The organism is Cellulosimicrobium cellulans (assembly GCF_042723955.1).
Lineage (GTDB): Bacteria > Actinomycetota > Actinomycetes > Actinomycetales > Cellulomonadaceae > Cellulosimicrobium > Cellulosimicrobium cellulans_H.
In genome coordinates, this window is record NZ_JBHXIC010000041.1 from 5,036 (window position 1) to 28,611 (window position 23,576).

At 74.0% G+C, this 23,576-nt stretch carries 18 protein-coding genes; 9 read left to right on the forward strand and 9 right to left on the reverse strand.

All coding sequences use genetic code 11. The annotated features are described in order from the left end of the window. Window positions 1-147 precede the first annotated feature (147 nt). Window positions 148-609 (forward strand): DUF1801 domain-containing protein, encoded by a 462-nt coding sequence (locus ACFWH7_RS12485; protein WP_378216823.1) that lies wholly within the window; start codon window positions 148-150, stop codon window positions 607-609. A gap of 18 nt (window positions 610-627) precedes the next feature. Here ACFWH7_RS12485 and ACFWH7_RS12490 read toward each other — a convergent pair whose 3' ends face one another. Further along, the gene (locus ACFWH7_RS12490) at window positions 628-1,335 is read right to left on the reverse strand and encodes an NUDIX hydrolase (protein WP_378216824.1); all 708 of its coding nucleotides are present in this window, start codon (window positions 1,333-1,335) and stop codon (window positions 628-630) included. Then, entirely contained in the window at window positions 1,332-2,783 is a 1,452-nt protein-coding gene (locus ACFWH7_RS12495) for a GuaB1 family IMP dehydrogenase-related protein (protein ID WP_378216825.1), read from the reverse strand. Before ACFWH7_RS12495 ends, ACFWH7_RS12490 begins: the two co-directional genes overlap by 4 nt. Before the next feature lie 203 nt (window positions 2,784-2,986). Here ACFWH7_RS12495 and dxs point away from each other — a divergent pair, with 203 nt between their 5' ends. Together dxs and ACFWH7_RS12505 are read left to right on the forward strand one after the other, a co-directional pair. Then, complete coding sequence (gene dxs, locus ACFWH7_RS12500; RefSeq protein WP_378216826.1) at window positions 2,987-4,900, forward strand: 1-deoxy-D-xylulose-5-phosphate synthase; 1,914 nt, start codon at window positions 2,987-2,989, stop codon at window positions 4,898-4,900. 104 nt (window positions 4,901-5,004) lie between these two features. Beyond that, a complete protein-coding gene (locus ACFWH7_RS12505; RefSeq protein WP_378216827.1) occupies window positions 5,005-5,664 on the forward strand; it encodes an HAD family hydrolase in 660 nt (219 codons plus the stop codon). A 51-nt stretch (window positions 5,665-5,715) separates the two neighbouring features. Here the strand turns inward: ACFWH7_RS12505 and ACFWH7_RS12510 are convergent, their stop codons facing one another. Continuing rightward, window positions 5,716-6,813 carry a carboxylate-amine ligase gene (locus ACFWH7_RS12510; RefSeq protein ID WP_378216828.1) on the reverse strand — a complete coding sequence of 366 codons (1,098 nt, stop codon included), beginning with the start codon at window positions 6,811-6,813 and terminating at the stop codon, window positions 5,716-5,718. A gap of 379 nt (window positions 6,814-7,192) precedes the next feature. Here ACFWH7_RS12510 and pflB point away from each other — a divergent pair, with 379 nt between their 5' ends. The 5 genes from pflB (at window position 7,193) to ACFWH7_RS12535 (ending at window position 14,423) form a co-directional block, all read left to right on the forward strand. After that, window positions 7,193-9,505 carry a formate C-acetyltransferase gene (pflB, locus tag ACFWH7_RS12515; protein WP_087471914.1) on the forward strand — a complete coding sequence of 771 codons (2,313 nt, stop codon included), beginning with the start codon at window positions 7,193-7,195 and terminating at the stop codon, window positions 9,503-9,505. 30 nt (window positions 9,506-9,535) lie between these two features. Beyond that, complete coding sequence (gene pflA / locus ACFWH7_RS12520) at window positions 9,536-10,528, forward strand: pyruvate formate-lyase-activating protein (RefSeq protein WP_378216830.1); 993 nt, start codon at window positions 9,536-9,538, stop codon at window positions 10,526-10,528. 121 nt (window positions 10,529-10,649) lie between these two features. Continuing rightward, window positions 10,650-11,282 carry a GrpB family protein gene (locus ACFWH7_RS12525; RefSeq protein ID WP_378216831.1) on the forward strand — a complete coding sequence of 211 codons (633 nt, stop codon included), beginning with the start codon at window positions 10,650-10,652 and terminating at the stop codon, window positions 11,280-11,282. Window positions 11,283-11,358: 76 nt separating this feature from the next. After that, entirely contained in the window at window positions 11,359-13,608 is a 2,250-nt protein-coding gene (locus ACFWH7_RS12530; protein ID WP_378216832.1) for a DEAD/DEAH box helicase, read from the forward strand. 59 nt (window positions 13,609-13,667) lie between these two features. Then, window positions 13,668-14,423 (forward strand): PIG-L deacetylase family protein, encoded by a 756-nt coding sequence (locus ACFWH7_RS12535; protein WP_378216833.1) that lies wholly within the window; start codon window positions 13,668-13,670, stop codon window positions 14,421-14,423. Window position 14,424: 1 nt separating this feature from the next. Here the strand turns inward: ACFWH7_RS12535 and ACFWH7_RS12540 are convergent, their stop codons facing one another. The 6 genes from ACFWH7_RS12540 to ACFWH7_RS12565 all read right to left on the reverse strand — a co-directional run bounded on the left by ACFWH7_RS12540 (window position 14,425) and on the right by ACFWH7_RS12565 (window position 21,746). Next, on the reverse strand, window positions 14,425-14,997 hold the full coding sequence (locus tag ACFWH7_RS12540) for a hypothetical protein (protein ID WP_378216834.1): 573 nt from the start codon (window positions 14,995-14,997) through the stop codon (window positions 14,425-14,427). 117 nt (window positions 14,998-15,114) lie between these two features. Next, window positions 15,115-17,283 carry a 3-hydroxyacyl-CoA dehydrogenase NAD-binding domain-containing protein gene (locus tag ACFWH7_RS12545; protein ID WP_378216835.1) on the reverse strand — a complete coding sequence of 723 codons (2,169 nt, stop codon included), beginning with the start codon at window positions 17,281-17,283 and terminating at the stop codon, window positions 15,115-15,117. A gap of 2 nt (window positions 17,284-17,285) precedes the next feature. Next, complete coding sequence (locus ACFWH7_RS12550; protein ID WP_378216836.1) at window positions 17,286-18,581, reverse strand: thiolase family protein; 1,296 nt, start codon at window positions 18,579-18,581, stop codon at window positions 17,286-17,288. Window positions 18,582-18,774: 193 nt separating this feature from the next. Further along, window positions 18,775-19,830 (reverse strand): lipid II:glycine glycyltransferase FemX, encoded by a 1,056-nt coding sequence (locus ACFWH7_RS12555; protein ID WP_378216837.1) that lies wholly within the window; start codon window positions 19,828-19,830, stop codon window positions 18,775-18,777. A 21-nt stretch (window positions 19,831-19,851) separates the two neighbouring features. Then, window positions 19,852-21,126: an HRDC domain-containing protein gene (locus tag ACFWH7_RS12560; RefSeq protein ID WP_378216838.1), complete on the reverse strand. Its 1,275-nt coding sequence runs from the start codon at window positions 21,124-21,126 to the stop codon at window positions 19,852-19,854. Further along, on the reverse strand, window positions 21,123-21,746 hold the full coding sequence (locus ACFWH7_RS12565; protein ID WP_378216839.1) for a DUF3000 domain-containing protein: 624 nt from the start codon (window positions 21,744-21,746) through the stop codon (window positions 21,123-21,125). Before ACFWH7_RS12565 ends, ACFWH7_RS12560 begins: the two co-directional genes overlap by 4 nt. Before the next feature lie 261 nt (window positions 21,747-22,007). Here ACFWH7_RS12565 and gndA point away from each other — a divergent pair, with 261 nt between their 5' ends. Beyond that, window positions 22,008-23,444 (forward strand): NADP-dependent phosphogluconate dehydrogenase, encoded by a 1,437-nt coding sequence (gene gndA, locus ACFWH7_RS12570; protein ID WP_047233839.1) that lies wholly within the window; start codon window positions 22,008-22,010, stop codon window positions 23,442-23,444. Window positions 23,445-23,576: the final 132 nt, after the last annotated feature.

Below are 23,576 nucleotides of genomic sequence, written 5' to 3' on the forward strand. Positions count from 1 at the left end.
CCTACAACGACGGCCACGCCACCTACCACTCACCCAATGCCTGCGGGCGCGAGGGCGACTTCGCGGCGGCGGCCCCCGCGCCCCGCCCCGCCGCGCCGCCCCCCCCCCCGCCGTGCGTCGGCCCTCGGCGCTGCGAGAGACTGGGGCATGGCGAGCGAGAACACGACCCAGCCCACCAACGCGGACGTCGAGGCGTTCCTCGCGGCGGTGGAGCATCCCGTCCGGCGCCGCGACGCGCACCGTCTCGTCGAGCTTTTCTCCCGGGTCACGGGGGAACCGCCGCGGATGTGGGGCTCGTCGATCGTCGGGTTCGGCACGTACCACTACCGCTATGCGAGCGGCCGCGAGGGCGACATGGCGGCGGCGGGCTTCTCGCCGCGCAAGGCCGCGACGACCGTGTACCTCATGGACGGCGTCGACGCCCATACCGAGGTCCTGGGGCACCTCGGTCCGCACACCGTCGGCAAGGGCTGCCTCTACGTGAACGACCTCGACGCCGTCGACCTCGGCGTCCTGGAGGAGGTCGTGCGCTGCTCCTACGCGACCCTCACGGACGACCCCGAGTTCGGCCGCCGGCTCTCCGGTCCGTCGGCGCAGGAGCCCTACTGACGCGACCGCGCCGTCGGGTCAGAGGGGGGCGTCGAGCGTGCGGGTCCGGTCCCAGGGCTCGGTCCAGCCGAGCCGGTCGAAGAGCGCGTCGAGAATGCCGCCCGTGAACCCCCACACGAGGTGCTCGCGCCCGTCCGCCTCGACGAGGAAGCCGGGGCTCTTGTGCACGCGGCGGTCGCGCCGGACCGTGACCGTGCGACGACGCTCGGGGTCGAGGAGGTCGGCGACGGGGACGCGGAACACGTGCGCGGACTCGGCCGCGTCGACCGCGCGGACGAGTGTGGGGCGCGCCCACCACGCGAGGACCGGGGTCACGAGGTGGTTGCTCACCGGCACGGGGAGCTCGCCGAGCGTGCCGAGCACGTCGACCCCGTCGGGCTCGAGCCCCGTCTCCTCCTCGGCCTCGCGCAGCGCGGCGCCGACCGGGCCGCCGTCCTCGGGCTCGAGCCGCCCTCCGGGAAAGGCGACCTGCCCGGGGTGGTGACCGAGCGTCGCGGCACGCGCGAGGAGGAGCACGTCGAGGTCGCGCGGCACCGAGGCCGTCGCGTGCTCCGCCGGGACGTGGTCGAGCGCTCCGAACAGCAGGAGGACGGCGGCGCGGCGGGCGTCGTCCCGCAGCGCACCGACGGCGTGGCGCCACGGCTCGGGCCAGGCGCCGCCGTCGCGGGCGAGCGCGACGAGCTGCTCGCGCGCGAGCGGGCGCGAGGCCGCCGGGCCGGCCGTCACCAGCTCACCGGGAGCGGGCGGCCCTCCTCGTAGCCCGCGGCGGACTGGATGCCCACGACCGCGCGGTCGGCGAACTCCGCGAGGCTGGACGCCCCGGCGTAGGTCGCGGAGCTGCGCAGCCCCGACGTGATCTGGTCGAGGAGGTCCTCGACGCCCGGGCGCTGCGGGTCGAGGAACATGCGCCCCGAGCTGATGCCCTCCTCGTAGAGGGCCTTGCGCGCGCGGTCGAACGGCGAGCCCCCCGCGGTGCGCGCCGCCACGGCGCGCGCCGACGCCATGCCGAAGCTCTCCTTGTAGAGCCGGCCGGTGCCGTCGTCGTGCAGGTCGCCGGGCGACTCGTACGTGCCCGCGAACCACGAGCCGATCATCACCTGGGAGGCGCCCGCGGCGAGCGCGAGGGCGACGTCGCGCGGGTGGCGCACGCCGCCGTCGGCCCACACGTGCTTGCCGAGCTCGCGCGCCGCGGCGGCGCACTCGAGGACGGCGGAGAACTGCGGGCGCCCGACGGCGGTCATCATGCGCGTCGTGCACATCGCGCCCGGGCCGACGCCCACCTTGACGATGTCGGCGCCCGCCGCGACGAGGTCGCGCACGCCGTCCGCCGTGACGACGTTGCCCGCGACGACCGGGACGTCGGGGCCCACGGAGCGGACGGCGTCGAGCGCCTGGAGCATCTTGGCCTGGTGCCCGTGCGCCGTGTCGACGACGAGCACGTCCACGCCCGCCGCGAGGAGTTCCTTGGCCTTGGCGGCGACGTCGCCGTTGATCCCGACCGCGGCGCCGACGCGCAGGCGTCCGGCGGCGTCGAGCGCGGGCGCGTAGACGGACGAGCGCAGCGCGCCCTTGCGCGTGAGGACGCCGACGAGCGCGCCGTCGCGCGTCACGGGCGCGACCTTGAGGCGCGCGGTGTGGAGCTGGTCGTAGGCCGCCTCGAGCCCGGCGCGGCCGCCGTCGAGGACGGATGCGTCGAGGACCAGGGGGTCGGTGGTCATGACCTGGTGGACCTGGGTGAAGCGGTCGACGTCGGCGCAGTCGGCCTCCGTGACCACGCCGACCGGGCGCCCGTCGTCCACGACCACCGCGGCGCCGTGCGATCGCTTGCCGATGAGGGTGAGGGCCGTGTGGACCGTGTCGTGCGGGCCGACGACCACGGGCGTCTCGATGACGGGGTCCTTGGACTTCACGTCGGCGACCACGTCGGCGACGACGTCGGTCGGCACGTCCTGCGGGATGATCGCGACGCCGCCGCGGCGCGAGACCGTCTCGGCCATGCGGCGGCCCGCGACGGCGGTCATGTTCGCGACGACGACCGGGATCGTGGTCCCCGTCCCGTCCGCGGAGGAGAGGTCGACGTCGAAGCGCGAGGCGACCTCGGAGCGCGACGGGACGAGGAACACGTCGCCGTACGTGAGGTCGGTCGCGGGGGACTGGCCGGGCAGGAAGCGCATGCCCCCATCCTACGAGGTCGCGGTCCTCCGATGTCCGCAGAGCGGAAGTGACATTCCACGCGACGGTGGTCCGTGCGTCCGGCGCCGGAGTGTGCGTCAATGACGTGAAGGTCCCGTCGCCCCGCGCACCGCTGCGCAGGTCACCTGCCCGGACGGCCTAGAGTTGTCGGGCTGGTCGCACGGGAACGGAACGGAGCATCTGCATGAGCCTGCTTGGCACGATCACCTCGCCCGAGGACGTGCAACGGCTGACCCCGGAGCAGGCGCGGGAGCTCGCCGCCGAGATCCGCGCGTTCCTCGTCGACTCGGTCTCGCGCACCGGAGGGCACCTCGGCCCGAACCTCGGCGTCGTGGAGCTGACGATCGCCATGCACCGCGTGTTCTCGTCCCCGACGGACACATTCGTGTTCGACACGGGCCACCAGTCCTACGTGCACAAGCTCCTGACCGGGCGCCAGGACTTCTCGGCGCTGCGCAAGAAGGACGGGCTCTCCGGGTACCCGTCGCGCGCCGAGTCGGAGCACGACGTCGTCGAGAACTCGCACGCGTCGACGGCCCTCTCGTGGGGCGACGGCATCGCGAAGGCCAACGTCGTGCGCGGCCTCACCGACCGCCACGTCGTGGCGGTCATCGGCGACGGCGCCCTCACCGGCGGCATGGCGTGGGAAGCCCTCAACAACATCGCCGAGAGCCAGGACCGGCGCCTCGTGGTCGTCGTCAACGACAACGGGCGCTCGTACTCGCCCACGATCGGCGGCCTCGCGCACCACCTCTCCACGCTGCGCACGACGCACGGCTACGAGAGCTTCCTGCAGTGGGGCAAGCGCACCCTCAACCGGTCCGGGGCGCCCGGCCGGTTCGCGTACGAGTGGCTGCACGGCCTGAAGAAGGGCCTCAAGGACGTCGTCGCCCCGCAGGGCATGTTCGAGGACCTCGGCATCAAGTACGTCGGGCCCGTCGACGGCCACGACGTGGAGGCCATGGAGCACGCGCTGCGCCGGGCCAAGGCGTACGGCGCGCCAGTGATCGTGCACGCGCTCACCGAGAAGGGCCGTGGCTACACGCCCGCCGAGCAGGACGTCGCCGACCGCTTCCACGCCGTGGGGAAGATCCATCCCGAGACGGGCCTGCCGGTCGCGCCGTCGCGCTTCGGCTGGACGAGCGTCTTCGCGGACGAGATCGTCCAGATCGGTCGCCGCCGGACCGACGTCGTCGCGATCACGGCGGCGATGCTCGAGCCCGTGGGGCTCAAGCCCTTCGCGCAGGCGTTCCCGGAGCGCACGTTCGACGTCGGCATCGCCGAGCAGCACGCGGCGACCTCGGCGGCCGGCATGGCGTTCGCGGGGCTGCACCCCGTGGTCGCCGTGTACGCGACGTTCCTCAACCGCGCCTTCGACCAGGTGCTCATGGACGTCGCGCTGCACAAGGCGGGGGTGACGTTCGTGCTCGACCGCGCGGGCATCACGGGTGACGACGGCGCGAGCCACAACGGCATGTGGGACATGGCGATGCTCCGCATCGTCCCCGGCCTGCGGCTCGCCGCGCCGCGCGACGAGGAGACGCTGCGGACGGCGCTGCGCGAGGCCGTGGACGTCGACGACGCGCCGACGGTCGTGCGCTACCCCAAGGGGGCGCTGTCGGAGGCCCTGCCCGCCGTCGACACGGTGGACGGCGTGGACCTGCTCGCGGTGCCGGACGGCTCCGCGGAGGCCGGCGCCGCGGGCTCGGCCCCCCGCACCCGCGTCCTGCTCGTCGGCCCCGGATCGATGGCGCGCGTCGCGCTCGAGGCAGCGGAGTCGCTCACGGCGCACGGCGTCGACGTCACCGTCGCGTCCCCGACCTGGGTCCTGCCGATGCCGAGCGCGCTCGTCAAGCTCGCGGGGGAGCACGACCTCGTCGTGAGCATCGAGGACGGCGTCGCCGACGGCGGCGTGGGCGCGCTCCTCGCGCAGCGCTCGCTCGAGGGCGGCGTGCGCACACCCGTGCACGCGCTCGGGCTGCCCGCGCAGTTCCTCGACCACGCGACCCGCGACCAGGTGGCGTCGGCGTACCGTCTCACGTCGGCCGACGTCGCGCGCGACGTCCTGGACGCGCTGGCTGCGCTCGCGCGCGACTGAGCGCGGGATCCGCGCCCGCCCGGTCCGCGGACGACCGCCGGAGCACCGCGCTCAGGCGCGGACACCGCGACGGGGTGCGTGGGCGGCGCGCTAGGGTCCGGGGCGTGATCTGGCTCCTGGACCTCGACAACACCCTCGTCGGGCGCGACGAAGCGTTCGCCGCCTGGGCGGCCGACGCCGTCGCGCGCGCCGGGCGCGACGCCTCCGACCTCGCGGCGATCGTCGCGGCCGACCAGGGTGGCCACGCGCCCAAGCGCGACGTGGCCCGCGTCATCGTCGACCGGCTCGGGCTGGGCGGCGAGGCGGACCTGGACGTCGTGGTGACCCGCTTCCGCCACGGCATCCTCGACCACGTGCGCGCCTACGCCGGCGTGCTCGACGCCCTCGACGCGCTGCGCGACCGCGGCGACCGGGTCGTCGTCGTCACGAACGGCACGTCCGACCAGCAGCGCGGCAAGATCGCCCGCTGCGCGGTCGAGCCGCACGTCGACGCGATCGTCGTCTCCGACGAGGAGGGCGTCGCCAAGCCCGACCCGCGCCTGCTGGAGATCGCGCTCGACCGCGTCGGGGCGCGGGACGCCGACCGTGCCGGTGTCTGGATGGTCGGCGACGCCGCCCACCTCGACGTCGCGGCGGGTCGTGCGGCCGGCGTGCGCACGGCGTGGGTCTCGCACGGCCAGGCCTGGGCGGGCGGCGACGCGCCCGACGTCGTCGCGACCACGACCCTCGAGGTGCTCGCGGCCTGCGCCGCGGTCACCGTCTGACGCGAGCCCGGCCGGGACGCCGCGCACCGCACCCGGCCGCCTCGCGGCGGATCAGGAGTGCGTGACCTCGACGGCCTGCTCGACGACGGCGCGCAGGTCCCCGCCGGACGCCGCGTGCCATGCGCGCTGGCGCTGGGCACCGTTCCCGCCCGACCAGAGGCGTCCGAGGAGCTCCGTCACGGCGTCGAGGTCGCCCGCGTCGACGAGCGCGTCGCGGACGTGCGCGACGAGCAGCCCGACGACGTCGTGCGCCGGGGCGGGGCGCCACGTGAGCGGCGAGACCAGGTCCTCCTCGAGGCCCGAGCGCCCGGCGCGCCACGACGCGGTCCGCAGGATCTCGGGGCGGAGCTCCGGGGGCGCGGTGCCGTCCGCCGCCTCGCGTGCTGCCGTCTCGACGAGGCCGCGGCAGAGGGCTGCGAGGAGCGTCGCGGTGTCGGGGTCGAGGCACACGTCGGCGACGCGGATCTCGACCGTCGGGTAGCGGGAGGACAGCCGGGCGTCGAAGTAGACCATGTTCTCGTCGAGGATCGTGCCGGTCGCGACGAGCCCGTCGACCGCCGCCCGGTACGCCTCGGGAGAGCCGAACGCCCGGGTCGGCCCCGACGTCGGCCAGCGCGACCAGACCTGGGACCGGAAGCTCGCGTACCCGCTGTCCTGACCCTGCCAGAACGGCGAGTTCGTGCTCAGCGCGAGGAGCGTGGAGAGCCACGGCCCGATGCGGTCGAGAACGGCGACGCCCTCGGTGTCGTCCGCGACGGCGACGTGGACGTGGCACCCGCTCGTGAGCTGCTCGCGCGCCGTGAGCCCGAACGCGGCGCGGGCCTCGAGGTAGCGCAGGCGGGAGACGGTGGTGCCCTCGAAGGGCAGCGGCGAGGTGGAGAGCGCGGCGACCCGGGCGCCGACGCGGTCCGCGGCGTCCTGGGCACGCCGACGGCCCTCGCGGATCTCCGTCGCGAGGTCGTCGAGCTCGCGCCGCGGGTGCGTGGCCGTCTCGAGCTGCTCCTCCATGAACTCCGACTCGAGCGAGCCGGTCCCGCCGCCCTTCTCGTCGGTGCCCGACGCCTCCAGGGCCTCTGCGGCCCGGGCGACCGGTTGGCCGTCGTCGCCGACGAGCAGGAACTCTTCCTCGACCCCTACGGTGCGCTTCACCCGGGCAGTCTCACACGGAAGCCGTGAGCACGTCGGGCGGGCGTGTGACGTGCGTCCGTGTCGTGCGTCACGGGCGCGCGCTGCCGTGGTCGCCAGCCGGCCCCGAGGGCTTGTGAAGGTCATCACAAGGGGTGGTCGCGTCGGGGTGCGAGCAGCGAGGAAACCGCGAGATCCTGCGGTTCCTGCGAGGTCCCGTCCGGCTCGGGACCTAGGTCCCCGGACACCCCGAAACACCTCCGCGCGGGGCGTCGTGAACCTAGCCTGGAGGTGGCGAAGGAGCCCGACGGAACCTCGACCGAGGGCCTCCACCCGGGGCCTCGCGAGACCGGCGGGCCCGGCCGGCGCGCGGACCCGCGCGTCAGGCACGAGGGAGGTCCAGATGACCAGCGTTTCCGAGGCACCCGGCACGACGAGCGGCGGCCGTGCGGTGGAGGGCAGCGTCGACCCGCAGCACGACACCGCGCACGTCCCCGCGTGGGAGGGCTTCACCGACGGCCCGTGGCGCGACACGGTCGACGTGCGCGACTTCATCCAGCGCAACTACCGCCCGTACACGGGCGACGCGTCGTTCCTCGCCGGGCCCACGGAGCGCACGACGGGGATCTGGGACACGCTGTCCGCGATGTTCCCCGAGGAGCGGGAGATGGGGATCTACGACGTCGACCCCCACACGCCCGCGGGGATCACGGCGCACGCCCCCGGCTACATCGACAAGGCGCACGAGGTGATCGTGGGCCTCCAGACCGACGCCCCGCTCAAGCGCGCGATCATGCCGAACGGCGGCTGGCGCATGGTTGAGGGCGCGCTCCAGACCTACGGCTACGAGGTCGACGAGACCCTGAAGAAGGTCTTCACCGAGTACCGCAAGACGCACAACCAGGGCGTGTTCGACGTCTACCCGCCGAACGTGCGCGCGGCCCGCAGCTCGCACATCATCACCGGCCTGCCCGACGCCTACGGCCGCGGCCGGATCATCGGCGACTACCGCCGCGTCGCGCTCTACGGCGTCGACGCGCTGATCGCCGCGAAGAAGCTCGACAAGCTCGGGCTCGACACGCAGCCCTTCAGCGAGAAGGTCGTGCGCGAGCGCGAGGAGCACGCCGAGCAGATCCGCGCGCTCGGCGAGCTCAAGGAGATGGCGGCCGAGTACGGCTACGACATCTCGGGCCCGGCGACCACCGCCCGCGAGGCCGTGCAGTGGCTCTACTTCGCCTACCTCGCCGCGGTGAAGGAGCAGAACGGCGCCGCGATGTCGCTCGGGCGCACGTCGACCTTCCTCGACGTGTTCCTCGACCGCGACCTCGAGGCCGGGCGCATCACGGAGTCCGAGGCCCAGGAGATCATCGACGACTTCGTCATCAAGCTGCGCATCGTGCGGTTCCTGCGCACGCCCGAGTACGACGCGCTGTTCTCCGGCGACCCGACGTGGGTCACCGAGACCATCGGCGGCATGGGCGAGGACGGGCGCCCGCTCGTCACCAAGAACTCGTTCCGCTTCCTCCAGACGCTCTACAACCTCGGCCCGGCCCCCGAGCCGAACATGACGGTCTTCTGGAGCCCCGAGCTGCCGCAGGGGTTCAAGGACTACTGCGCGCAGGTCTCGATCGACACGTCGGCCGTCCAGTACGAGTCGGACGAGCTCATCCGGGCTGCCTGGGGCGACGACGCGGCGATCGCGTGCTGCGTGTCCCCGATGCGGGTCGGCAAGCAGATGCAGTTCTTCGGCGCGCGCGTGAACCTCGCCAAGACGCTGCTCTACGCGATCAACGGCGGGCGCGACGAGATCTCGGGCAAGCAGGTCTCGCCCGTGGCGGCCCCGGTCGAGGGCGACGTGCTCGACTTCGACGACGTCATGGCGAAGTTCGACGCGACGATGGACTGGCTCGCCGAGACCTACGTCGAGGCGCTCAACTGCATCCACTGGTCGCACGACAAGTACGCGTACGAGCGCATCGAGATGGCGCTGCACGACAAGGACGTGCTGCGGACCATGGCGTGCGGCATCGCGGGCCTGTCCGTCGCGGCGGACTCGCTGTCGGCGATCAAGCACGCCAAGGTCTCCGTCGTCCGCGACGAGCGTGGCCTCGTCGTCGACTACGTCACCGAGGGCGAGTACCCCACGTACGGCAACGACGACGACCGGGCCGACGCGATCGCCGTCGACCTCGTCGAGCGCTTCATGGCGAAGGTGCGCACGCACCCGACGTACCGTGACGCGGTGCCCACGCAGTCGGTCCTGACGATCACGTCGAACGTCGTGTACGGCAAGGCGACGGGCAACACGCCCGACGGCCGCCGGGCCGGCGAGCCGTTCGCCCCGGGTGCCAACCCGATGAACGGGCGCGACACGCACGGCATGCTCGCCTCGGCGCTCTCGGTGGCCAAGCTGCCGTACGACGAGGCGCAGGACGGCATCTCGCTGACCAACACGGTCGTGCCGAGCGGCCTCGGGCGCACCAAGGAGGAGCAGGTCACCAACCTCGCCGGCCTCCTGGACGCCTACATCGGGTCCGAGGGTTACCACATGAACGTCAACGTGCTGAACCGCGAGACGCTCCTGGACGCCATGGACCACCCGGAGAACTACCCGCAGCTGACGATCCGCGTGTCCGGGTACGCGGTGAACTTCGTCCGCCTCACGCGCGAGCAGCAGCTGGACGTGCTCTCGCGCACCTTCCACGGCGCGCTCTGACGAGCCCTGACGAGCCCTGAGGAGCCACCCATGACCGTCACCCTTCCCGGCCCCACCGTCCGCCCGTCGCGCGGGTGCGGCGTCGTCGGGGGCACCCTGCCCGACGATGCCACGCGTCTCGACGTCCCGGGCGCCCCGACCGCCGGGGCCGAGCCCGCGGCGTCGGGCACGCCCGTGGGCCACGCCCGCCGGGCGGGCGCGGGCCTGGACGGGCTGACGGTCGCGGACGTGGACCGGGCCGACAAGCTCGCGGCGATGCGCGCGGGCGAGCTCGGCTCGGTCCACTCCTGGGAGCTCGTCACCGCCGTGGACGGCCCGGGGACGCGCCTCACGGTGTTCCTCAACGGGTGCCCGCTGCGGTGCCTGTACTGCCACAACCCCGACACGTTCGCCATGAAGGACGGTCGGCCCGTCACGGCGGACGAGCTCCTGGGGCGCGTCAAGCGCTACCTGCCCGTCTTCCGGGCCACCCACGGGGGGCTCACGCTCTCCGGCGGCGAGGTGCTCATGCAGCCCGCGTTCGCGGCACGAATCCTGCGCGGCGCGAAGGCCATGGACGTGCACACCGCGCTCGACACGTCCGGCTTCCTCGGTGCCAACGCGACCGACGCCATGCTCGACGACACGGACCTCGTGCTGCTCGACGTGAAGTCGGGCGACCCCGACACCTACAAGAAGGTCACGAGCCGCGACCTCGAGCCGACGCTGCGGTTCGGGCGCCGGATCGCCGAGCGCGGCCTCACCGGCCACGCGCCCGAGGTGTGGGTGCGCTTCGTCTTCGTCCCGGGCCTCACCGACGACGTGGACAACGTCGAGAAGGTCGCGGAGTACGCGGCCTCGCTCAACGCGATCCGCCCCGGCACGGTGACGCGCGTGGAGGTGCTGCCCTTCCACCAGATGGGCCGCGACAAGTGGGACGCGCTGGGTCGCACCTACGAGCTCGACGACACGCCGGCGCCGTCGGCCGAGCTCACCGAGCGCGTGCGCGACCAGTTCCGCGCCCACGGCCTGACGACGTACTGACGAGCGACCGCCCGGTCGCCGAGACGTGAGGATCGGCCCCGGATCTGCACGATTCCGGGGCCGATCCTCACGTCTCGACAGCACCGCGCACCCGGTCGGGTCAGGGACGTAGGGTGCACGAGTGCCAGCAGCGACCGTCGACACCCACGACCCTCGATGGACCGACATGGGCCGGCGGTGGACCGAGCGCGTCGCCGGCGCGCTCGCCGACCTCGCGAGCCGCGACGGCACGGACCCGGTCGTCGTGGAGCACATCGGGTCGACGGCCGTCCCCGGGCTCGCAGCGAAGCCGATCATCGACCTCCAGGTGCGCGTCGAGCCCTTGTCCTCGAAGGACGCGGTGGAGGCGGCGCTCCGGCCGCTCGGGTTCTCGATCGCGCGCGGGGCGCGTCCCGACTCGCCGGGCGTGTACCGCGACATCCCCCGCCCGGGCGCGGACCCGGACCCGGACCTGTACCGCAAGCGCCTGCTCACTCGCCCCGGCGTGGACGGCGAGCCGCCCGTGATCCTGCACGTCCGCCGCCTCGACTCGCCCTTCGCCGCGTACGTCGTCGCGTTCCGCGACTGGCTGCGCGCCGTACCTGCCGAGGCTGCGGCGTACGAGGCGACGAAGCGCAGCCTCGCCGCACGCCACGCGGACGCCGACGACTACGACGACTACACGCGCGACAAGACGGCGTTCCTCGACGCGGCCCAGGCCCGGATGGAGCGCTGGCTCGCTGCGCGCGACGCCGCGGAGGCCCGTCCCCGATGACAGACTCCGTTCTCGGCGGGTCCGTCACGTTCCCGCGCCACGGCATGCTCGTCGACGCCGGCGTGGTCCTGCGGGGATGACCGTTCCAAGCCCGCGGCCCGACGTCGCGACCGCGCGGAGCGTCGTCACGGAGGCGGACGGCCTCGCCGCGCGGCTCGCGGTGCTCGCGGCTTCTCCCGGCGCGGCGCGCGAGCTGGTGCGCTCGGCGTTCGGTGACAGCCGCGAGGAGAAGGTCCTGGCGCGCCTCGACACCGTGGGCGTCGGATCGCTGCGCGACGTCACGCGCGAACGCCTGCGGCTCGGGGCGCTCGCGGACGCGGGCGTGCGCACGGTGGGGGAGGTCGCGCGGCTCGGGCGTGACGGCCTCGAGAAGCTGCCCGAGATCGGCCCGCAGACCGCGACGCACCTGCTCGCCGCGGTCGAGCAGGTCGCGCGTGCGGTGCGCGAGAGCCTGCGCTTCCGCATCGACCTCACCCCGACGGATCCGGTCGCGACCGCACTCGTCCAGGCGCTGCACACGCTCGACCAGGCCGACGCCGCCGTCACGCGGTACGGCGACCAGGTGCGCGCCGCGCTCACCGAGCACGGGCGCGTGCGCGACGACGCGCTCGTCGCCGCGAGCGGGCCGCGACGGCTGATCGCGTGGGGCGAGCGGCGCCGTCGGGCTTTCGCGGCGGTCTCGACGCTCGCCGGGATCGTGGAGCGAGCGCGCGTGACGGGGCTGGACGAGGACGCCCGGCGGGTCACCGCGCTGCTCACCGAGCCCGCGCGCCCGTACGACGTCTGGACGGACTTCCGGCGCCGGTCCGCGGCGTACTACGCGCTGCTCGACGGCGTCGCGCCCACCGGACGCGACGTCGCCGCCGCGGCGGGCCACCTGCCGGCCGAGCTCGTCGACCGCGTGCAGACGCAGGCGCTCGACGAGTCGCTGCTGCGGGTGTCGCTGCGCGGCTACCAGGCGTTCGGGGCGCGCTTCGCGCTCGCGCAGCGGCGCGTCGTCCTGGGCGACGAGATGGGCCTCGGCAAGACCGTCCAGGCGATCGCCGTCGTCGCGCACCTCCTCGCGCGCGGCGCGACGCACGCGCTCGTCGTGTGCCCCGCGAGCGTCCTGGAGAACTGGGCGCGCGAGCTGCGCGCGCACGCGGACCTCCCGGTGCACGCCGTCCACGGCGAGGACCGCGACGAGGCCGCCGAGGCGTGGCGTGCGTCCGGCGGCGTCGCCGTCGTGACGTTCGCGGGCCTGCGCCGTGCCGGGACCGAGGCGTTCGCGACCGCCGCGGCCGCCGGCCCCGCCGTGCTCGTCGTGGACGAGGCGCACTACGTGAAGAACCCGCTCGCGAAGCGGTCGGTGGCGGTCGCGGCGCTCGCGGACAGGTCGCAGCACGTGCTGCTCCTCACCGGGACCCCGATGGAGAACCGGGTCGCCGAGTTCCGCACCCTGCTCGGCTACCTCCAGCCCGAGCTCGCGGCACGCCTCGACGCCGCACACGGCGCCGCCGGGCCCGACGCGTTCCGGCACGCCGTCGCGCCCGCCTACCTGCGACGCAACGCCGAGGACGTGCTCGAGGAGCTGCCCGAGCTCGTGCAGGTCGACGAGTGGGAGCGGCTCGGCGCGGTCGACGGCACGGCGTACCGCGAGGCGGTCGCGGCGGGGTCGTTCATGGCGATGCGGCGCGCGGCGTTCGCGGTCGACCACCCGGAGGACTCGGCCAAGCTGCGCCGACTCGTCGAGCTCGCGAGCGAGGCGGCCGAGAACGGGCGCAAGGTGGTGGTGTTCTCGTACTTCCGGGACGTGGTCGACGTCGTCGTGCGCGCTCTGGGCGACCTCGCGCTCCCGCCTTTGACCGGGTCGGTGCCCGTGCGCACGCGTCAGACGATCGTCGACGACTTCACCGCTTCCGAGACCCCGCGCGTGCTCGTCAGCCAGATCGACGTCGGGGGAGTGGGCCTCAACCTCCAGGCCGCCTCCGTGGTCATCCTCTGCGAGCCCCAGACCAAGCCCACGACCGAGGCGCAGGCCGTCGCTCGCGCCCACCGCATGGGGCAGGTCGAGACCGTCCAGGTGCACCGCCTGCTCACGGTCGACAGCGTCGACGAGCACCTCGTGCGCCTGCTCGGCACCAAGGCGCGGCTGTTCGACGCGTACGCGCGCCGCAGCGCGCTCGCCGAGGAGGTCGCGGGCGCGGTCGACGTGTCCGAGGCGTCGCTCGCGCGCGCGGTGGTCGACGCCGAGCGCGCCCGGTTGTTCGTCGACCCGGCGGTCACGTCCGTCGAGGACGCGCCCGTCGTCGACGCCGTCGCGGAGGACGAACCGGTCGAGCGCTGACGCGGTGCCGTGCACCCGGTCGGCGCGCCCGCCGGTGCGCCACGGCATAGCGTGGCGTCATGACCGCGACCGACGCCCTTCCCCCGCTCACCCCGCTGCCCGAGGACTGGTCCACGGCGCTCGCCGTCGTCGCCCATCCCGACGACATGGAGTTCGGCGCAGCCGCGGCAGTCGCGCGGTGGACGGGCCAGGGCAAGCGGGTCGTGTACTGCATGGTGACGAGCGGCGAGGCCGGTATCGACGGCATGGACCCCGACGAGGCGCGTCGCGTGCGCGAGGCGGAGGAGATCGAGTCCGCGCGGATCGTGGGCGTCGACGAGGTGGAGTTCCTCGGGCTGGCCGACGGCGTCCTCGAGTACGGACTGCCGCTGCGGCGGGCGATCGCGGGCGCGGTCCGGCGCCACCGGCCCGACGTCGTGATCACCGGGAACTACCGCGAGACGTTCCCGGGCGGGATGCTCAACCAGGCGGACCACATCGCGACAGGACGAGCCGTCGTCGACGCCGTGCGCGACGCGGGGAACCGGTGGGTCTTCCGCGAGCAGGTCGAGACGGACGGTGTCGAGCCCTGGGGCGGCGTGCGCCAGGTCTGGGTCGCGGGCTCGCCCGACGCCGCGCACGGCGTCGACGTCAGCGCGACCTTCGACGCGGGCGTCGACTCCCTGCGCGCGCACGCCGCCTACCTCGACGGCCTCGGCTGGGCAGACTTCGACCCGGCCGCGTTCCTCGCGTCCATGAGCGCGCCCACGGGCGAGCGCATGAGTGTCACGCACGCGGTCGCGTTCGAGGTCCTGCGGATGGGCTGGGAAGACTGACTCAGGCGGGGTCGGGCTGGTCCTCGATCTCGACGACCTTCAGCTCGGGCGTGAACCCGAACAGCGCGCCGTCGCGCGAGCCGACCCACCACTTCCCGCACATCGCGGTCGCCGACTGCTCGGTGCCCTCGTCCCACCACGACGCCTCGAGCGTCGCCGTCGTGCGGTAGTCGGTGGCGGTCAGCTCGCCACGCTCGGGCCGAGGCTCCAGGGGGTGCCGCGCCGAGACGGGGGTGCAGCTCTCGGGCAGCGCGCCGAGGTCGGCCGTCATCGTGAGGATCCGCTCGTCACCCGTCGTGCGGACCACCTCACGCACGTCGGTGGCGGAGTCGGGGACCCAGTCGGGGAGCACGGCATCAGCCTTGCCGGCCTTCCCGGTCGCGAACTCGTAGGTCTTGGTGTGGCCCGCGCGGTTCTCGGCGACCGCCTCGCCGAGGCTCCCGCACGCGGACAGCAGGAGCGCGGCGCCGGCGGCGAGCGTGAGCGCGCCGAGCATCCGGCGCTCGGTCGTGCCGCGCGGGGTCGTGGTCAGGGGAAGGTCGGTCGCGGGCTGGGCGGGGGTCCGGTTCGTCATGCCCACGACGCTACGGAGCGCGTGGCGGAGACGGATCGGGCCGCGAGCGGAACCTCCGCGCGGTCGTCGTACGACCACGGGAGGGCGCTCGCGGCCCGGTGTCCGTCCGCGGTGGGGTCAGGCGCGCGACGCCGCGGGGACGTTCGCGACGCCGTCGGGCAGGAACCGGCGGCCCAGGACCTTCTCGCTGTAGCCCGTGCGGTCGAGGTACGGCGTGATGCCGCCCAGGTGGAAGCCCCACCCCGCGCCGAGGATCATGCAGAGGTCGATCTGCGACGGGCTCGCGACCACGCCCTCGTCGAGCATGAGCCCGATCTCCTGCGTGAGCGCGGTGAGCACGGAGTCGAGGACGCCGGCCTCGTCCAGCGCTCCCGGGCCGCCCGCCTCGCCGGTCCCGAAGACCCGCTGGATCGCCGGGTCGACGGGCTTGGGAAGGCCCTTCGGCGCGTCGAGGACGACGGGGATCTGCTCGTCGACGATGCGCTGGAGGCCGGGGGACTCGGGGAACCGGTCGCCCAGGTCCTCGCGCAGCGACGTGAGGACGTGCAGGCCGACGGCGGGACCCACGAGGTCGAACAGTGCGAACGGCGGCATCGGCAGACCGAGCGGTGCGACCGCGCGGTCCGCGACCTCGACCGACGTGCCGTTCTCGACCGCCTCGACGATCTTGCCCATGAGCAGGATGAGCAGGCGGTTGACGACGAACCCGGGGTGGTCGGCGACGAGCACCGCCGTCTTGCGGAGCTTCTTCGTCATGGCGAACGCCGTGGCGAGCGCGGCGTCGTCGGTCTTCACCGCCTGGATGATCTCCACGAGCGGCATCTGGGCGACCGGGTTGAAGAAGTGCATCCCGACGACGCGCTCGGGGTGCTGCAGGTCGGCCGCCATCTCGGTGATCGAGAGCGCGGACGTGTTGGTCAGCAGCACGGCCTCGGGCGAGAGGACGCCCTCGAGCTCGGCGAAGACCTTCTTCTTGAGCCCGAGGATCTCCGTGACCGCCTCGATGACGACGTCGCAGCCCGCGAAGTCGCCGAGCTCGGTCGTGCCGTGCACGGAACCGACGATCCGCGCGCCGGTGTCCGCGGACATCCGGCCCGAGCCGACGAGCTTCTCGACCGTCGCGCGCACGTAGCCGAGGCCCTTGTCGACGCGCTCCTGGTCGAGGTCGCGCATGACGACCGGCACCTGGAGGCGCTGGGCGAACAGCAGCGCGATCTGCGCGGCCATGAGCCCGGCGCCGACGATCCCCACGCGGGTGACCGGGCGCGCGAGCTTCGCGTCGGGCGCGCCCTGGGGCCGCTTGCCCTTCGAGACGAGCTGGAACGCGTAGACGCTCGCGCGCATCTCGTCGCTCATGATGAGGTCCGCGAGGGCCTCGTCCTCGGCGGCGAACGCCTCCTCGCGCGACGCGGTGCGCGCGGCCGCGACGAGGTCGAGCGCGCGGTACGGCGCGGGGCGCGAGCCCGCGACCACGGCGTCGAGGCGCTGGCGCGTCCCGGCGACGACGGCGTCCCACACGGGCTGCGGGTCGAGCTCGCGCCGCTCGACGACGATCTCGCCGCGCAGCACGGCCTCGGCCCAGCGCAGCGAGGACTCGAGGAAGTCGGGCGCCTCGAAGAGCGCGTCGACGAGCCCGATCTCGTGCGCCTCCTTCGCCTTGAACGGCTTGTTCGCGGCGGGGCGGGCGAGGATGACGTCCATCGCCTTCTCGACGCCGAGCAGGCGCGGCACGAGGTAGGCGCCGCCCCAGCCGGGGACCAGGCCCAGGCCGACCTCGGGCAGCGCGAGCGCGCCGGCGTCGGACGCGACGGTGCGGTAGGTGCAGTTGAGCGCGACCTCGAGGCCGCCGCCGAGCGCGACGCCGTTGACGAACGCGAACGTCGGCACGCCCATGTCCTGCAGCAGCGTGTAGGCGGCGTGCCCGGCCCGCCCGAGGGCGAGCGCGTCGTCGCGCACCTGGACGGCCGCGGCCTGCGTGAGGTCCGCGCCCGCGGCGAGGAAGTACGGCTTGCCCGTGATCGCGACGGCGACGATCTCGCTGTCGGCGGCCCGGCGGCGCAGCGCCTCGAGAGCCGCGTGCAGCTCGGCGAGGCCCTCGGGGCCGAGCGTCGTCGGCTTGGTGTGGTCGAGCCCGTTGTCGAGCGTGAGCAGGGCGAGCGTGCCCGTCCCGCCGGGGAGCGCGACGTCGCGCACGAGCGAGTGTGTCACGCGCTCGCCGCGCGAGGTCTCCTTCGTGGCGCCCTGCTCGGCGGGGGCGGAGGTCTGGGTGTCGGTGGGTGCGCTCATCGTCAGTTCTCCGCGGTCTCGAAGGTGTGGCCGGAGTAGTCGGCGTGGTGCGGGTTCTCCCAGATGACGGTGCCGCCCATGCCGAGGCCGACGCACATGGTCGTCAGGCCGTAGCGCACCTCGGGGTGCTGCTCGAACTGGCGCGCGAGCTGCGTCATGAGGCGCACGCCCGACGACGCGAGCGGGTGGCCCATGGCGATGGCGCCGCCGTACTGGTTGACGCGCTCGTCGTCGTCCGCGATGCCGAAGTGGTCGAGGAACGCGAGCACTTGGACCGCGAACGCCTCGTTGATCTCGAACAGGCCGATGTCGTCGATCGCGAGGCCCGCGGACGCGAGCGCGCGCTCGGTCGCGGGGACCGGCCCGATGCCCATGACCTCGGGGTCGACGCCCGCGTACGCGTACGCGACGAGGCGCATGCGCGCCGGGAGCCCGAGCTCGTCGGCGACGTCGCCCGCGGCGAGCAGGCACGCCGTCGCGCCGTCGGTGAGCGGCGAGGCGTTGCCCGCGGTGACCTTGCCGCCGGGGCGGAACGGGGTCTTGAGGTCGCGGATGGAGTCGACCGTCGTGCCGGGACGGGGCAGCTCGTCGGCCGTGGCCAGTCCCCAGCCGAGCTCGGTCGACCGGGTCGCGACCGGCACGAGGTCGGGGGAGATGTCGCCGTTGGCGAGGGCCTTGGCGTACTTGGCCTGGCTCGCGACGGCGTACGCGTCGGCACGCTCCTTGGTGAGGTGCGGGTACCGGTCGTGCAGGTTCTCGGCCGTCGCGCCCATGACGAGCGCGGAGGAGTCGACGAGGCGCTCGGCGACGAACCGCGGGTTCGGGTCCGACCCCTCGCCCATGGGGTGGTGGCCCATGTGCTCGACGCCGCCCGCGACCACGACGTCCTGCGCGCCCACGGCGACGTTCGCCGCGGTGGTCGTGACCGCGGTCATCGCGCCCGCGCACATGCGGTCGATCGCGAAGCCGGGCACCGACTTGGGGAGCCCGGCAAGGACGGCGACGCTGCGGCCGAGGGTGAGTCCCTGGTCGCCGGTCTGCGTCGTCGCGGCGAGCGCGAGCTCGTCGATGCGCTCGGCGGGCAGCTCGGGGCGGCGACGCAGGAGCTCGCGGACCGTCTTCACGGCGAGGTCGTCCGCGCGGGTCTCGGCGTAGATCCCGTCGGGGCGCGCCTTGCCGAACGGGCTGCGGACGCCCTCGACGAAGACGACGTCGCGCACGGGGCGTCTGCGCGAGCGCTGGCTGGCCGCCTGGGTGGGTGCCGAGGTGGGAGAGGGGGCCTCGTTGGCCACGGTCATGGCATCTCCATCCGATGCAGATGGTCGGGACGGCGGTGTCCGGGAGCGGCACCGCTCGGGGGTCGTACGTGCGATACACGCTACCGCGAGTATCGGTAAAGCACGAGACCGATGCTACGACATGAAGAGACCCGGTATCGCATCAGGCGATACCGGGTCTCTTGGGAGGTGCTGGTCGAGCCGAGCGCGGCGGTCAGCGGCTCCCGCGGAGCTTGCGCACGACCTTCTTCGCCGTCGGCAGGCCCTTGTTCCAGGCGGAGTACCACATCGAGAACGGCACGTCGACGCTGTGCACCAGCTCGTCGTCGTGCTGGGCGAAGCTGCGCTTGAACTCGCTGATCCCGTCGTTGAGCAGCCCGTTCATGTCGTACCGCACGAGCCCGGCCTCCTGGGCGAGCGTGATGGCGTGCCACTTGACGGGAGCGTTCGCGCGCAGCTTGCGGCCCGCGTCGTTGATCCCGCCGTACAGCTCGAACGACGTCGTCGCCGACGACACGCACCACACGAACGACACCGGCGCGCCCTCGGCGAACGCGGCGACGAGCACCGAGTGCTCGCCGAGCTCGCGGTGGATCGCGAGGTAGTACTCGTCGTCGTGCAGCGCGAAGCCCGCTCGCTCGGCGGTCTCGTGGTAGACGTCGAGGACCTGGCGTACCTCGGCCTCGTCCGTCACGCGTCGCACCTCGAGTCCCGTGCGGGCCGCCTTGCGGATGTCGTACCGCGTGGTCTTGCCCATCGCCTTGGTCAGCTCGTCCTGGGACTTGGTCAGGTCGAGGATCAGGGTCACGGGGTAGAGGATCGGGTTCGCCGCAGGCCGGGCGTCGGGGAGCGTGAGGTGGGTCCCCACCGGCCAGTCGGGCTCGATCGTGATGCCCACGCCGCCCACGGCCGACTTGCACCACGCGACGACCGCCTGCGTCACCGCGTCGCGCGTCGCGTCGTCACCCACGCCGGGTCCGGCGCCCCACGTGCCCGTGCCCGACGGCTCGGCCGGCGCGATCACCGGGCCGCGCGGCACGTGGCACAGCGCCTTGAACTGCGCCGGGAGCGAGCGCACGAGCACCTGCGCCAGGCCGCGGACGCGGCCGTCGGCGTCCACCGCCTCCACGCGGTGCGGGGTCCACGCCCCCGTGGCCTTGACCTCGCCCCAGCCCCAGAGCTGGAGGGGGTGGCCGCCGAGCTCGTTCACCCGGGCGTCCCAGGAGGCGCGGTCGGTGACTGTCCGGATCGTCAGGTTCGCGTCGTGCACGCGGACGACCCTACCCGCTCGCTACCGTCCGACGATGCCGTCAAACGCCTCGGCGAGCGGCTGCGCGACGAGCGCCACCTGCCAGTCGCGCGCGCCCCGCCCGTGCAAGAACGCCGCGATCCCCGCCGCGTCCAGCGGCTCCGGGGGCGCCCAGCACAGGCGCCGCAGAGCATCGGGCTGGAGCACGTTCTCCACCGGGATCGCGTGCTGCTCCGAGATGCCCTGCACGACGCCGCGCGCCGCCTCCAGGCGGGCCGCGGCGCCGGGGTCGCGGTCGGCCCACGCGCGCGGCGGCGGCGGGGCGTCGGTGCGTGGACCGCGCGTCGTGGGGAGGGCGCTCGCGGGCAGCGCGAGCGCGGCGTCGATCGCCCGCTGCCAGTAGGCCGCGCGGCGGCGCGTGCCCTTGCCCGCGAACGGCGGCAGGTCGACGAGCTGGCCGGCCGTGCGCGGCAGGGCCTCGGCCGCGGCGACGATCGCGCGGTCGGGCAGGACCCGGCCCGGCGCGATGTCCCGGGCGCGCGCGGTCGCGTCGCGCGCCTCCCACAGGCTCCGGACCACGGCCAGACGGCGCGGGTCCCGCAGCGTGTGCGTGCCGGACGTGCGGCGCCACGGCTCCGGCCGCGGCGCGGGCGGCCCGGCGGTGCGCACCGCCTCGAACTCCTCCGCCGCCCAGCCCGACTTGCCCGCCTCGTCGAGGCGCTCCCCGAGCGCGCGGCGCAGCGGGACGAGCACCTCGACGTCGAGCGCGGCGTACCGCAGCCAGTCGTCCGGCAGCGGCCGGGTCGACCAGTCGACCGCCGAGTGCTCCTTGGCGAGACCGAGGCCGAGCACGTCCGCCACGACGGCCGCGAGGCCGACGCGCTCCATGCCGAGCAGGCGCGCCGCGAGCTCGGTGTCGAACACGCTCGCGGGGACCACGCCGTGCTCGGCGAGCCCTGGCAGGTCCTGCGACGCGGCGTGCAGCACCCACTCGGCGTCGCCGACCGCCTCGCGCAGCGGCGAGAGGTCGGGCACGGCGACGGGGTCGACGAGCGCCGTCCCCGCGCCCTCGCGGCGGACCTGGACGAGGTAGGTGCGCTGACCGTAGCGGTAGCCCGACGCGCGCTCCGCGTCGGCGGCGACCGGGCCGCTCGCGGCGGCGAACGCGTCGACGACGCGGGCGAAGGCCGCCGGCGTGTCGACGACCCGGCCGAGCCCGTCGGACGGCTCGGTGAGCGGCGTGACGACGGTCTGCTGCGTGCCGGTCGCGGGGGTCGGGTCGAGCGGCGGGGGTGCGGGTGCTGCGGTCGAGCTCATGGGCCCACGGTATTGCGTCGGGCGGGAGGTCGAGCACCGAGCGGCGTCACGCCGTCGGGCAGGGGCGGCAGCCCGGCGGCCGTGCACAGCAGCTGCGCCCACGCCGCGAGATGGTCACCGAGGTCCGCGGCGCCGTCGTCCCCCGTGGGCACCGGGGTCCACGACGCGCGCATCTCCAGCTCCACGTCGTTGTGCTTCCCGGCGAGCGCGCCGAAGCTCTGCGACAGGACGCGCGTCACGGTGCCGCCCTCCGCACGCACGGCGGCGCCCGTGTCGTGGAGCGCGTCCTCGAGCCACGTCCACGCGACCTCGGCGAGCATCTCCTCCGACGCCATCTCCGGCTCGAGCGTCGCGCGCACCATCGTCACCACGCGGAAGGTGCCCTGCCAGGCCTCCTGGCCGTCGGGGTCGTGGAGCACGATGAACCGCCCCGACGCGAGGTCGGGGTCCTCGGAGCGCGCGGCCTCCACCTCGCCCGTGAGCGCGACCGACCACGGCGCGATCCGGCGGGGGGCGGGGACCTCGCGCAGCGTCACCTCGGGTCTCAGCCGCCGTGCGCCGAGGGCGTCGAGGACGGCACGGAACGCCGGGGGAGCGTCGGTCCCGTGAGCAGTGATCACCCTCGGCACACTACGAGCCGACCGGACGAACCGGACCCGCGCCGCGCGGGTGTCATCGAATCGTGATCCCGACTTCGTCAAGAACGCTTCCGGTGACCGGATCGTGGCCGCTCGGGAGCGGTGCGGCGCACGAGGACTAGGCTGGCCGGGTATCCATCACCGGTGCACCCGGCCGCGCTCCCGCCCGGCCCGGTCCGGTTCCGCGCCCTCCCCGCGCGGCCGTCGTGCGCCGGGACCGACCCTCGAGGAGCAGGGAAGCAGATGTCAGCACGCGCACAGATCGGTGTGACCGGACTCGCCGTCATGGGTCGCAACCTGGCCCGGAACTTCGCCCGGCACGGCTACACGGTCGCGGTGCACAACCGCTCGTACGCCAAGACCGAGTCCCTGATCGCCGAGGCCGGCAGCGAGGGCGACTTCGTCCCGTCGGAGTCGATGGCCGACTTCGTCGCGTCGCTCGAGCGCCCGCGCAAGGTCGTCATCATGGTGAAGGCCGGCGCGGCGACCGACGCCGTCATCGACGAGCTCGTGCCGCTGCTGGAGGAGGGCGACATCGTCGTCGACGCCGGCAACGCGCACTTCCCCGACACGATCCGTCGGGAGAAGGCGCTCGCGGCCCAGGGCCTGCACTTCGTGGGCACCGGCGTCTCGGGCGGCGAGGAGGGCGCGCTCAACGGCCCGTCGATCATGCCCGGCGGCACGCGCGAGTCGTACCAGAGCCTCGGCCCGATCCTCGAGGACATCTCGGCGAAGGTGGACGGCGTGCCGTGCTGCACCTACGTCGGGCCCGACGGCGCCGGCCACTTCGTCAAGATGGTGCACAACGGCATCGAGTACGCCGACATGCAGCTCATCGCCGAGGCGTACGACCTGCTCAAGCAGGGGCTCGGCGCGTCCGCCGCGGAGATCGGGAAGATCTTCGAGGAGTGGAACACGGGCGACCTCGAGTCGTTCCTCATCGAGATCACCGCCGACGTGCTCCAGCACGTGGACGCGGAGACCGGCAAGGCGTTCGTCGACGTCGTGCTCGACCAGGCCGAGCAGAAGGGCACCGGCCGCTGGACGGTGCAGAACGGCCTCGACCTGGGTGTGCCGATCACCGGCATCGCCGAGGCGACGTTCGCCCGCGCGCTCTCCGGCTCGGTCCCGCAGCGCGAGGCCGGTCGCGCCGCGCTGCCCGCCGACGCCGCGGCGTGGGACGTGCAGGACCGCGACGCGTTCGTCGAGGACGTGCGCCTCGCGCTCTACGCGTCGAAGGTGGTCGCGTACTCGCAGGGCTTCGACCAGATCGCCGCGGCGTCCGCCGAGTTCGGCTGGGACATCGACCGCGGGGCCATGGCGCGCATCTGGCGCGGCGGCTGCATCATCCGCGCGCGGTTCCTCAACCGCATCACCGAGGCGTACGAGCGCGACGCGCAGCTCCCGCTGCTCCTCGCCGACGAGTACTTCACCGGCGCGGTGGGCAACGGCCTCGCCGCGTGGCGTCGCGTCGTCGCGCAGGCCGCCCTCAACGGCGTGCCGACGCCCGCGTTCTCGTCGTCCCTCGCCTACTACGACGGCGTCCGGGCCGAGCGCCTGCCCGCCGCGCTCATCCAGGCGCAGCGCGACTTCTTCGGCGCGCACACCTACCGCCGCGTCGACAAGGCGGGCACGTTCCACACCGAGTGGTCGGGCGACCGGACCGAGTCCGACGCCTGACGGCTCGCTCGCACGCACCGACGGCGGTCGCCGCGCTCCGGCGCGGGGGGCGGCCGGGGGGCCAGCGGGGGGGGCCACGTCTGGGGGGGGGTGTGCTGCGGCGCCGTCCGCGAGGCCGGGCCCCCGCTGGGG